Consider the following 11,928-nt stretch of genomic DNA (forward strand, 5'->3'; position numbering starts at 1 on the left):
CCCATTCGAGCTGCCCGCCCCGTAGCGGGTCCGTTATTCGGTGCGCAGCCGGAACCAGTAGAAGCCGTGGCCCGCCAGGGTCAGCAGGTACGGCCACTCGCCGATCGGCGGGAAGCGCACGTCGCCGGTGAGCTCCACCGGGACCCGCCCGTTGAACGACCGCAGATCGAGCTCGGTGGGCTGGGCGAAGCGCGAGAAGTTGTGCACGCACAGCACCAGGTCGTCCCCGTACTCGCGCAGGAAGGCGAGCACCGCCGGGTTCGACGACGGAAGTTCGGTGTACGAGCCGAGTCCGAAGGCGGGGTTCGCCTTGCGGACCTCGATGAGCCGGCGGGTCCAGTGCAGCAGCGACGAGGGCGAGGCCATCGCGGCCTCGACGTTGGTGACTTGGTACCCGTGGACCGGGTCCATGATGACCGGCAGGTTCAGCCTGCCCGGATCGCAGGAGGAGAAACCGGCGTTGCGGTCCGGCGTCCACTGCATCGGGGTGCGGACGCCGTCGCGGTCGCCGAGCCAGATGTTGTCTCCCATGCCGATCTCGTCGCCGTAGTAGAGCACCGGCGAACCGGGCAGCGACAGCAGCAGGGCGGTGAACAGCTCCATCTGGTTGCGGTCGTTGTCGAGCAGCGGGGCGAGGCGGCGCCGGATGCCGATGTTGGCCCGCATCCGCGGGTCCTTGGCGTACTCGGCGTACATGTAGTCGCGCTCTTCGTCGGTGACCATTTCGAGGGTGAGCTCGTCGTGGTTGCGCAGGAAGATCCCCCACTGGCAGCGGTCCGGGATCGCCGGGGTCTTGGCCAGGATTTCGGAGACGGGGTAGCGGGACTCTCTTCGGACGGCCATGAAGATGCGCGGCATGACGGGGAAGTGGAATGCCATGTGGCATTCGTCCCCGCCCTTGGCGAAGTCCCCGAAGTAGTCGACGACGTCCTCGGGCCACTGGTTCGCCTCGGCCAGCAGGACGGTGTCCGGGTAGTGCGCGTCGATCTCGGCCCGGACCCGCTTGAGGAGGTTGTGCGTGCGGGGCAGGTTCTCGCAGTTGGTGCCCTCCTCGGCGTACAGGTAGGGCACGGCGTCGAGGCGGAAGCCGTCGATGCCGAGGTCGAGCCAGAACCGCAGGGCGGAGATGATCTCCTCCACCACGGCCGGGTTCTCGTAGTTGAGGTCCGGCTGGTGGGAGAAGAAGCGGTGCCAGTAGTACTGCTTGCGGACCGGGTCGTAGGTCCAGTTCGAGGTCTCGGTGTCGACGAAGATGATGCGGGCGTCCTGGTACTGCTTGTCGTTGTCGGCCCACATGTAGTAGTCGCCGTAGGGCCCGTCGGGGTCCTTGCGCGACTGCTGGAACCACTCGTGCTGGTCGCTCGTGTGGTTCATGACGAAGTCGATGATCACCCGCATGCCGCGCTGGTGCGCGGAGTCCACGAACTCCACGAAGTCGGCGAGGTCGCCGAACTCGGGCAGCACGGAGGTGTAGTCGGAGACGTCGTAGCCGCCGTCGCGCAGGGGCGAGGCGAAGAACGGGGGCAGCCAGAGGCAGTCGACGCCGAGCCACTGGAGGTAGTCGAGCTTGGCGGTGAGCCCCTTGAGGTCACCCACACCGTCCCCGTTGCTGTCGTGGAAGGAGCGGACGAGGACCTCGTAGAAGACGGCCCGCTTGAACCAGTCGGGATCGCGGTCCTTGGCGGGGGTGTCCTCGAAGGTGTCGTGGACGGGATCGTTGATCATCATGTGGTGGGTGACCCTCCGGTGGGCGGGGACGGTCGCAGAGCGGCAAGCACGTGCGCGGGCGTGCGGCCCGGCTCCAGGCGTACGTAGTTCGCCCTGCCCCAGTGATAGGTCTCGCCGGTGAGCTCGTCGCGCACCGCGAGGGACCCGTGCCAGTCGAGGCCGAGTACCGGCATGTCCAACGAGACCGTCGCCTCCTGGGTGTGGTGCGGATCGAGGTTGACGACCACCAGTACGGAATTGGCTCCGGCGTGCTTCGAATAGGCGATCACCTGTTCGTTGTCGGTCGGGTGGAAATGGATGTCGCGGAGCTGCTGGAGCGCGGGGTTGCGGCGGCGCAGCCGGTTCAGGGAGGTGATCAGGGGGGCGATGGTGCTGCCGTCGCGGTCCGCGGCGGCCCAGTCGCGTGGCCGGAACTCGTACTTCTCGGAGTCCAGGTACTCCTCGCTGCCCTCCTTGACCGGGGTGTTCTCGCAGAGTTCGTAACCCGCGTAGACGCCCCAGGTCGGGGAGAGGGTGGCGGCGAGCACCGCGCGCACCTCGAAGGCGGGGCGGCCGCCCTCCTGAAGGTATGCGTGCAGGATGTCCGGGGTGTTGACGAAGAAATTCGGCCGCATGACGGAGGCCGACCGGGTGGAGGACAGCTCGGTCAGGTACTCGGTGAGCTCGGCCTTGGTGTTGCGCCAGGTGAAGTACGTGTACGACTGCTGGAAGCCGATGGAGGCGAGCGCCCGCATCATGGCGGGCCGGGTGAAGGCCTCGGCGAGGAAGATCACGTCCGGGTCGGACTTGTTGATGTCCGCGATCACCTTCTGCCAGAAGACGACAGGCTTGGTGTGCGGGTTGTCCACCCGGAAGATCCGGACGCCGTGGTCCATCCAGTGCCGCAGGACCCGGACGGTCTCCTCGACGATGCCGGCCATGTCGGTGTCGAAGTGGATCGGGAAGATGTCCTGGTACTTCTTCGGCGGGTTCTCGGCGTACGCGATCGTCCCGTCGGCGCGGTGGCGGAACCACTCCGGGTGCTTCTCCACCCAGGGGTGGTCCGGGGAGCACTGCAGGGCGAAGTCCAGGGCCACCTCGATCCGCAGCTCGCGGGCCTTGGCGACGAAGGCGTCGAAGTCGTCGATGGTGCCGAGGTCGGGGTGGACGGCGTCGTGCCCGCCCTCGGTGGAACCGATGGCCCAGGGCACGCCCGGATCCCAACTGCCCGCGGAGAGCGTGTTGTTCGGGCCCTTGCGGTACGTGCTCCCGATCGGGTGGATCGGCGGCAGGTACACCACGTCGAAGCCCATGGCGGCGACCGCCGGCAGCCGCTCGGCGGCGGTCCGGAAGGTCCCGCTGACCGGCGGCGCGCCGGGCGCCATGACGGCGCCCTCCGAGCGGGGGAACATCTCGTACCAGGAGCCGAAGAGGGCCCGCTTGCGCTCGACCAGCAGCGGCAGCGGCTTCGATGCCGTGACCAGCTCGCGGTACGGGCGCCTCGCGAGCACCGCGTCCACCCGGGGGTCGAGGGCGGCCGCGTACCGCACGGCCGTGGCGCGGTCCTCGTCGCGCATGGCGTCGGCGGCGGCCAGGACGTGCTCGCGGCCGTCGCGCTTGGGGACCTTGGCGGCCGCCCGTTCGTAGAGCTCGGCACCCTCCAGCAGGGTCAGCCCGACGTCGATCCCGGCGGGGATCTTGATCTCCGCATGGGCCCGCCAGGTGGCCACCGGGTCACTCCACGCCTCGACGGTGTACGTCCACCTCCCCTCGACCTCGGCCGACACCCGGGCCCCCCACCGGTCGGTGCCGGGGGCCAGCTCGCTCAGGGGCACGGGGGGCCGCAGCCGCCCGCTCGGATCTCGGAGTACGACGTGGGCGGCGACGGCGTCGTGCCCTTCGCGGAACACGGTGGCCGAGATCTCGAAGACCTCGTCCACCACCGCCTTGGCGGGTCTGACGCCGCAGTCGACGGCGGGGCGGACGTCCAGCACGGGAATGCGACCGATCATGATGGGATCACCTGGGGGCAGTTCGCAGGGCTCGGTGACAGTCCGGCCGGGGTTCCGGCCGGTCGTGCACGCTCTGTTCGCTCTGTTTCTAGCCGCTCAGTGGACGGCTGGGCTGCGGGCATGGCCGCTCCTGTCCGCGTTCACTCGGGTGGCGGGAGAGGTTCGGGGGAGGGTGTGCCGTGCGCGTACCCGGGAGCCCTGCCCACTCTCGCCCGGCCCAATCCGGGTCCTTGGTTAACTACTCGTACGTAGTGGCCGGGGCATGACCAAGGCCCCGCTCGACATCCGTCGAGGCTCCGTCAAGTCGGCGCGGACTACCCGATGTACATCGAGCTGACGCGCGCCACACCCACCTCTCCAGCACCATCCCGCCGGGCCGTTTCCCCAGGTTCCCGGACGGGTGACAATGGCCCATGCGCACGACGGCATGGCACGAATACATCACCAACGGGGACCCCCTCGCCGAGTGCTTCGAGGGCGGGCCGCCGCCGCTGGCCGGGGTACGGGTGCGGTCCGTGCACCCCGACGGCTGGGGCCGGGCCGTGGTGCTGCGGATCGACCTGCCGCGCGAGCGCGAGCGGCAGCGGGACACCGTGCAGTGCCACCTGACCTTCCTCGCCGTCGACGACTTCCGGCTGGACCGCTGGGAGCCCCCCGCCGCGGCCGACGTCCTCCTGACCCCGGTGGGCGGGCACCGGCTCGCGGTCACCGTGCGCGGCGAGCGGATCGCGCTGGCCTTCGGGGCGCACGCGGACCTGCACGTGACCCATGTGAGCGTCCACCGCGGGGACGAGGCCGGACCGCGGGAGTTCGCCGGGGCCCTCGACCGCAGGCTCCACCCCGTACTGCCGCCGACCACGGCAAGGACCTTCTATGAACATCCCTGACGCGCGCATCCCCGACTGGGCCGCCGGGCAACTGCTGTACGTCCACCTCGACGAGCGCGGCCCGTCCGTCACCCTGGGCTTCGAGTGGGCCAAGCCCGCCGGGTACCACCACCTGAGGTTCCTCGTCTTCGACGGAGTGACGCAGGTGCGCGCCACCGGCCTCGGCAGCCCGGTCCCGCACGAGGTGACCGCCGTACCCGGGGCGGACGGGCGCCTCGACGTCCGGGTCGCCGGACCCGCGCAGACGCTCACCTTCCGCGCGGCTTCGCTGCGCACCCCCGACCCCTCGGTCCTGGACCACGTACGCCGGCTGCGCGCGCCCGACCCCGCCGTACGGGCCGCGGCCGCGCGGGCGGCGACGGCCGTGGCCTGGGCCCCGGAGGAGGAGCGCCACCTGGCCGCGGCGCTGGTCGAGACCGCCCGTGCGGAGCCCGACAGGCAGGCCCTGGCGGCGCAGCTCGACGCGCTGCCCGTGTTCGAAGAGGGCCTGGACGACCGGGTCCTGGACCGGCTCTGCACCGTCCGCTCCGACGCCCCGGCCCTGCGCGGCCTGCTCGCACGGGCGGCGCGGCTGGTGATCGCCGAGCCCGCGGAGCCGGCCGGCGCGGCGACCCTGGCCGTGGTGCGCTGCCTGCGCGGGGTCGCGCACCCGGGCCTGGCCTTCCGCACCCCGGGCGGGGAGCCGGTGGTGCTGGAGCGCATCGAGTTCTACCGCAGGGCCGTGGACCGGCTGGATCCCGGGTGCAGCGCCCGCGTGCTGCTGTCGGGTCCCGGGGCCCGGTCGCTGTGCGAATGGGACCGGCTCGACGCCGACCGCCCCGTACGGACCCTCGTACGGGCCCTGCGCGGCCCCGCCCCCCGGGCACGGGAGCGGGCCGCCGACGAGGCCTCGGACTGGCCGGACTCCTGGCCGCCGGACGAGGGGCGCGTCCTGTGCGCGGCCCTGGCCCGCGCCGCCGCCCGGGAGGCGGACCCGACCGCACTGGAGGCCGAACTGAACGCGCTGCTGCGGCTCGGCCGCTTCCTCGACGGGCCCGCGCTGGCGGTCCTGAGCACGATCCCCGTCGGGTCCCTGCCGGAGCCCCTGCGCCCGTACCTGGCGGACCTGTTGGCCGGCCCGCCCCGGTGACCGGCCCGGGCACACCGCAACGGAGCCCCGCTCAAGGCGCCATGGCCGACCGCAAGCCGTCTCGCTAGCCTTCCGGGGGTGATAGGCGGGTGCACAGCGTGGTGCGGCCGCTCCGATCCGTAATCCCCTGCGAAGGTGGAACACGTGAAGGCTATCCGTCGATTCACCGTGCGCCCCGTTCTCCCCGAGACCCTCCTGCCGCTCGCCGACCTCGCGCGCAATCTGCGCTGGTCGTGGCATGCGGAAACCCGCGAACTCTTCCAATCCGTCGATCCCGAGGGCTGGCAGGCCGCCGGCGGCGATCCCGTCCGGCTGCTCGGCGCCGTCTCCGCCGCGCGGCTGGGGGAGCTGGCCGGGGACCGGCGGTTCCTGCGGCGGCTCGCCGTCGTCGCCGCCGACCTCGACGACTACGTCCACGGCGGGAGGTGGTACCAGAGCCACGAGGCCGGCCCCGAGCTGCCCACCGGTATCGCCTATTTCTCCCCCGAGTTCGGGATCACCGCCGCCCTGCCCCAGTACTCCGGCGGACTCGGGATCCTCGCCGGTGACCACCTCAAGGCCGCCAGCGACCTCGGCGTACCCCTCATCGGCGTCGGACTGCTCTACCGGCACGGGTACTTCCGCCAGTCCCTCTCCCGTGACGGCTGGCAGCAGGAGCACTACCCGGTACTGGACCCCAACGAACTGCCCGTCTCCCTCGTGCGCGAGGAAGACGGGGCCCCCGCCCGGGTGTCCCTCACCCTCCCCGGCGGACGCTCGCTGCACGCCCACGTCTGGCAGGCCCGCGTCGGCCGCGTGCCGCTGCTGCTCCTGGACTCGGACGTCGAGGACAACGACGCCGTCGCCCGGGAGGTGACCGACCGGCTCTACGGCGGCGGCAGCGACCACCGGCTGCTCCAGGAGATGCTGCTCGGCATCGGCGGCGTCAGGGCCGTGCGGACGTACTGCCGGATCACCGGGCACCCCGCCCCCGAGGTGTTCCACACCAACGAGGGACATGCCGGGTTCCTGGGACTGGAGCGCATAAGGGAACTGGAGGGGCAGCAGGGCCTCGGCTTCGACGCCGCCGTCGAAGCCGTCCGCGCGGGGACCGTGTTCACCACGCACACGCCCGTGCCCGCGGGGATCGACCGCTTCGACCGGGCCCTGGTCGCCCGGCACTTCGGGGAGGGCGGCGAGCTGCCCGGAGTACCGGTCGAGCGGATCCTGGAGCTCGGCGCGGAGACGTACCCCGGCGGCGACCCCGGGGTGTTCAACATGGCGGTCATGGGGCTGCGCCTGGCCCAGCGGGCCAACGGCGTGTCCACCCTGCACGGCGCCGTCAGCCGGGAGATGTTCGCCGGGCTGTGGCCCGGCTTCGACCCGGCCGACGTGCCCATCACCTCGGTCACCAACGGGGTGCACGCACCGACCTGGGTGGCCCCCGAGGTCGTCCGCCTCGGGGTCCGCCAGATCGGGGCCGGGCGGACCGAGGACGCGCTGTCCGTCGGCGGCTCGCAGCGCTGGGACGCCGTCGCCGACATCCCCGACCAGGACGTATGGGACCTGCGCCGGGTGCTCAGGGAGCAGCTCGTCCAGGAGGTACGGGACCGGGTGCGCGCCTCGTGGCGGCAGCGCGGCGCCGCCGAGGCCGAACTGGGCTGGGTGGACTCCGTGCTCGACCCGGACGTGCTGACCATCGGCTTCGCCCGGCGCGTGCCCTCGTACAAGCGGCTCACGCTGATGCTCCGCGATCCGGAGCGGCTGCGCAGGCTGCTGCTGGACCCGGACCGGCCGGTGCAGATCGTGGTCGCGGGGAAGGCGCACCCGGCCGACGACGGCGGCAAGCGGCTCGTGCAGGAGCTGGTGCGCTTCTCGGACGACCCGCGCGTACGGCACCGGATCGTGTTCCTGCCCGACTACGGCATGGCCATGGCGCAGAAGCTCTACCCGGGCTGCGACGTCTGGCTGAACAACCCGCTGCGGCCGCTGGAGGCCTGCGGGACCAGCGGGATGAAGGCGGCCCTGAACGGCTGCCTCAACCTGTCCGTGCTGGACGGCTGGTGGGACGAGTGGTTCGAGCCGGACTTCGGCTGGGCCATCCCGACCGCCGACGGCCTGGGCACGGACGAGGAGCGGCGGGACGACCTGGAGGCGGGCGCCCTCTACGACCTGATCGAGGGCCGGGTCGCACCGCGCTTCTACGACCGGACCGGGCGCAGCGGCCTTCCCGTGCGGTGGATCGAGATGGTCCGGCGCACCCTCGTCTCACTGGGGCCGAAGGTGCTGGCGGGACGGATGGTGCGGGAGTACGTGGAACGCCTCTACGCCCCGGCCGCGCTCGCCCACCGCGCCCTCGACTCCGGGGCGGCGCGGGACCTCGCCTGGTGGAAGGGGCGCGTCCGGGCCGCCTGGCCGCAGCTGCGGGTCGAGCACGTGGAGGCGCTGGCCGCGGCTCCCGTGAACGGCACCGCCGAACTCGGGGCCACGCTCACGCTGCGCGTGCAGGTCTTCCTGGACGCGCTCGCGCCCGAGGACGTGGAGGTGCAGGCCGTCGCCGGACGGGTCGACGCCCAGGACGTCATCCGGGACGCGCGGACCTTCCCGCTCAAGCCGGCCGGCGGGCCGGACCTGGAGGGGCGCTGGGTGTACGAGGGCCCGCTCGCCCTCGACCGCACGGGGCCCTTCGGGTACACCGTACGGATCCTCCCCTCGCATCCGCTGCTGGCGACCTCGGCCGAACTGGGACTGGTCGCGGGCCCGGTGGACGCCGAGGCGGGGGACGCGGCCGCGGGAGCCGGTGTGGTGCTGAGGTAGCGCCACGGGCCCCTCAAGGGACGGGCGGCGGGTCGACCAGCCGCCCGTCCTCCACGAGCATCCCGGCCCGCTTGACGGTCTTCAGGGTCGGGATCACCTCCACCTGCCGGATCCCGGGCACCGCGCCGATCCGCTCGGTCAGGTACGTGTACAGGGCGTCGGTGTCCCGGCAGACCACCACGGCCACCAGATTGGCCGCCCCGGTCACGGCGGCCGCGAACGGCACCTCCGGGTGGCCGCCCAGTGCGGCGCCCGCCGCCGCGAGGTCCGCCGGGGCAACGGTCAGCATCAGGGTCGTCTCCGCCTCGAACCCGAGCGTGCGCGGCACGATCTCCACGTCGAGGTACATCGCGCCCTCCTCGCGCAGCCGCTCCAGCCGCCGCCGCGCGGTGGACTCCGACAGGCCCGCGGCCCGGGCCAGTTCGGGGTACCCGGCCCGGCCGTCCTGCCCGAGCACCGCCAGCAGGGCCAGCTCCGTCTCGTCCAGGCCGTACCGCGGCCGGCTCCCGCGCGCAGGCGGCCGGGGCGGCTCCAGGGCGGCCACCTGGTCGGGGCGCAGCACGTCGAGGCCGAACCAGCGCTCGGGGCCGCCGCCGAACATGCGCAGGACGGTGTGGGCCGTCACCCCGGTGACCCGGCGGGTGCGCGGGAGCTTGTCCAGCAGCAGGGCGTCGCGGTCCTCGCGGTTGCGGGCCTTGGTCATGCAGTGGATGTCGGTGCCGCCGGAGCCGAGCTTCACCCAGGCGATGTCCGGGCGGCGGGCGAGCGCCTCCGCCACCGCCAGCGAGGCGTCCGGCGCGCACTGCACGCGCAGCCAGGACTCGAAGAGGCCGACGCGCGGGCCCATCGGCAGCCCGACGACCCGGACCAGGCCGCCGCCCCGCAGCCGGCGGTAGCGGCGCACGACGGTCTGGTCGGACACCTCAAGCACCTCGGAGAGGCGGCTGAAGGACGCTCGACCATCGATCATCAGCGCCTGGATCAGCGCTTGATCGAGAGTGTCCAGCTCCACTGAGTTCATGGTTTCCATCATTGCAGGGCCTCGAATGATGGGAATCCGGCAGATTCGGGGCTCTGGGTGTGGGTGGTGGGGGATCGGCTGGGACCTTGAGGCCGGCGGAAGTCCTGCCGGACACTGCTGCTGACGAACTCCGCACCGGACCCCGAGGAGACCTTCCATGCGCAAGTGGCTGCCGTTGACCGCGGTGTGCCTCGGGGCCTTCATGCTCCTGGTCGACGTCACGATCGTGACCGTCGCCCTGCCGGACATGGCCGCCGACATGCACACCGGATTCGCCGGGCTCCAGTGGGTGATGGACATATACGCCCTCGCCCTCGCCGCCCTGCTGCTCGGCGCGGGCTCGCTCGCCGACCGGGTCGGCCGGCGGCGCGTCTACCTCGGCGGGCTCGGCCTGTTCGCCGCGGCCTCGCTCGCCTGCGGCCTCGCCGACGGCCCGGGCGCGCTGATCGCCTTCCGCGCCGTCCAGGGCGTGGGCGGCGCCGCGATGTTCGCCACCACCATGGCCCTGCTCAGTTCGGCCTACCAGGGCCGGGACCGCGGGGTGGCCTTCGGCGTCTGGGGCGCGGTCAACGGCGCCGCCGCCGCGGCCGGCCCGATCATCGGCGGGCTGCTCACCGAGCAGTTCGGCTGGCGCTGGATCTTCTTCATCAACCTCCCCGTCTGCGCGCTCGCGGTGTACGTCACCCTCAGGGCCGTCGCCGAGTCCCGCAACCCGCAGGCCAAGGGCCTCGACCTGCCCGGCATGGCCACCTTCACCGCCGGCGCCGGCATCGTGACGTACGCCCTGATCCGGGTCGGGGAGAACGGCTGGAGCTCGGGCACGACCCTCGGCCTGTTCGGCCTCGGGGCGGCCGCCTTCGCCGCCTTCGTCCTCGTCGAACTGCGCAGTTCCCGCCCGATGCTGGACCTCTCGCTGTTCCGCAGCCCGACCTTCGTGGCCGTCATGGCCGCCGCGCTGCTGATGTCCGGCGCCGCGTTCGGCTACCTGATGTACGTGTCCCTGTGGCTGCAGTCCGCCGAGGGGATGGGCCCGGTCGGCGCGGGTCTGGTGCTGGTGCCGCTCAGCCTGGCCGCCTTCTTCGTCTCCGCCGCGGCGGGCAAGCTGATGCACGGGGCCCCGGTCCGGCTGACCATCGGAGGCGGGCTGCTGCTCATGGGGCTCGGCGCCCTGCTCCAGGGCTGGATGCTGGACGCCGGTGACGGCTGGCCGGCGCTGCTGGCGGGCCTGACCGTCACCGGGGTGGGAGTGGGCACGGCCTCCCCGGCCCTGGCAGCCGCCGCGATGGCGGCCGTGGCCCCGGCCCGGGCGGGCATGGCGGGCGGCGCCCTGAACACCGCGCGGCAGCTCGGCATGGCGCTCGGCATCGCGGTGCTCGGCGCGGTCTTCCAGGCCGGGCTGGCCGACGGCCTCGGCGGCTCCGGCCGGCCGCACGGCGCGGCCGAGGCGCTGGCCACCGGCCGGGCGGGCGAGCTGCTGCACGCCGACCCGGGGGCCAGGGCCTGGATCGAGACGGCCTTCGCGAGCGGGCTGAAGGACACCTTCTGGGTCTCGGGAGCGATGGGCCTGGTGGGCGCGCTGATCCTGTTCGCACTGGTCCGCCGGGCGGCTCCGGCAGCGGCTCCGGCCCCCGAACGCGCTGCTGCCTGAGCGGTTGCCGCGTTCGGCCCGCCCGGCGGGCCCGTGAGGGTGAACCTTCGAACGCGCCTCGCATGCAGAATCGTTTCGGCGGATTTGTCCGCTTCTACGCTTCCGGCGGATGTCATCGGACCCGGCATCCTCGTGACCCGAGAAACGGACTCCTCCATGCGTCTTCGCACCACCGCCGCGGCCGTCCTCGCCGCCGTCGCGCTCGTCCTGCCCACCGCGGGCCAGTCCCTGGCCAACGATCACGACGACCGTGAATCCCTCGGCGAGCTGCGTTACCGCTATAGCGACAGCTACGGCGACACCCGCCGGGGCGAGATCGAGCCCGCGGACAACGACACCTGCTACCGGCTGACGAACGCCTCGGGCAGCCACCCCGCCTTCGAGGTCCGCAACGACACCGAGTCTCTGGCGCTGCTCTTCGAGAACCGCAGCTGCAACGGCGAGGCCGTCGAGGCCCTGCAGCCCGGCGAGCGCGCGCACGACCTGGAGGTCCGCTCGGTGCTCTTCAAGCCGACCCGCCACCACGGCCGCCACGACGACGAGGGCCGCCACGACGGCGGCCACGACGGCCGCTACGACGAGGACGACGAGGACCGCACCATCAAGGGCGTCAACAGTGCGGCGCAGAACGACCTCTTCACCCGGATCTTCAGCAACATCGGCTGATCCGGCTGCCCCTTGCCCGAACGGGCCCGGCCCCCACATGGGGCGCCGGGCCCGTTCGGCGT

The 11,928-nt window shown here is 72.5% G+C and carries 8 protein-coding genes; 5 read left to right on the top strand and 3 right to left on the bottom strand.

The genetic code is table 11. The features are described from left to right. Positions 1–33: 33 nt before the first annotated feature. Entirely contained in the window at positions 34–1,728 is a 1,695-nt protein-coding gene (gene treS / locus AB0M99_RS20780) for a maltose alpha-D-glucosyltransferase (protein ID WP_365922417.1), read from the bottom strand. Further along, positions 1,725–3,719: an alpha-1,4-glucan--maltose-1-phosphate maltosyltransferase gene (locus AB0M99_RS20785; protein ID WP_365922419.1), complete on the bottom strand. Its 1,995-nt coding sequence runs from the start codon at positions 3,717–3,719 to the stop codon at positions 1,725–1,727. The genes treS and AB0M99_RS20785 overlap by 4 nt, the downstream gene beginning before the upstream one ends. A gap of 413 nt (positions 3,720–4,132) precedes the next feature. On the opposite strand from AB0M99_RS20785, the gene AB0M99_RS20790 reads away from it, so the two are divergent. From AB0M99_RS20790 to glgP, 3 genes are all read left to right on the top strand, one after another. Beyond that, the gene (locus AB0M99_RS20790) at positions 4,133–4,606 is read left to right on the top strand and encodes a hypothetical protein (protein WP_365922421.1); all 474 of its coding nucleotides are present in this window, start codon (positions 4,133–4,135) and stop codon (positions 4,604–4,606) included. Continuing rightward, the gene (locus AB0M99_RS20795; RefSeq protein ID WP_365922423.1) at positions 4,593–5,735 is read left to right on the top strand and encodes a hypothetical protein; all 1,143 of its coding nucleotides are present in this window, start codon (positions 4,593–4,595) and stop codon (positions 5,733–5,735) included. Before AB0M99_RS20790 ends, AB0M99_RS20795 begins: the two co-directional genes overlap by 14 nt. 144 nt (positions 5,736–5,879) lie before the next feature. Beyond that, entirely contained in the window at positions 5,880–8,531 is a 2,652-nt protein-coding gene (gene glgP / locus AB0M99_RS20800) for an alpha-glucan family phosphorylase (RefSeq protein ID WP_365922425.1), read from the top strand. A 13-nt stretch (positions 8,532–8,544) separates the two neighbouring features. Here glgP and AB0M99_RS20805 read toward each other — a convergent pair whose 3' ends face one another. Beyond that, on the bottom strand, positions 8,545–9,552 hold the full coding sequence (locus tag AB0M99_RS20805; RefSeq protein WP_365922427.1) for an Lrp/AsnC family transcriptional regulator: 1,008 nt from the start codon (positions 9,550–9,552) through the stop codon (positions 8,545–8,547). Positions 9,553–9,709: 157 nt separating this feature from the next. Here AB0M99_RS20805 and AB0M99_RS20810 point away from each other — a divergent pair, with 157 nt between their 5' ends. Continuing rightward, complete coding sequence (locus AB0M99_RS20810; protein WP_365922429.1) at positions 9,710–11,200, top strand: MFS transporter; 1,491 nt, start codon at positions 9,710–9,712, stop codon at positions 11,198–11,200. Between the two features lie 156 nt (positions 11,201–11,356). Continuing rightward, on the top strand, positions 11,357–11,866 hold the full coding sequence (locus tag AB0M99_RS20815; protein WP_365922431.1) for a hypothetical protein: 510 nt from the start codon (positions 11,357–11,359) through the stop codon (positions 11,864–11,866). Positions 11,867–11,928 lie beyond the last annotated feature (62 nt).

Source organism: Streptomyces sp. NPDC051183, assembly GCF_040682455.1.
In the GTDB taxonomy this organism is placed as follows: Bacteria; Actinomycetota; Actinomycetes; order Streptomycetales; family Streptomycetaceae; genus Streptomyces.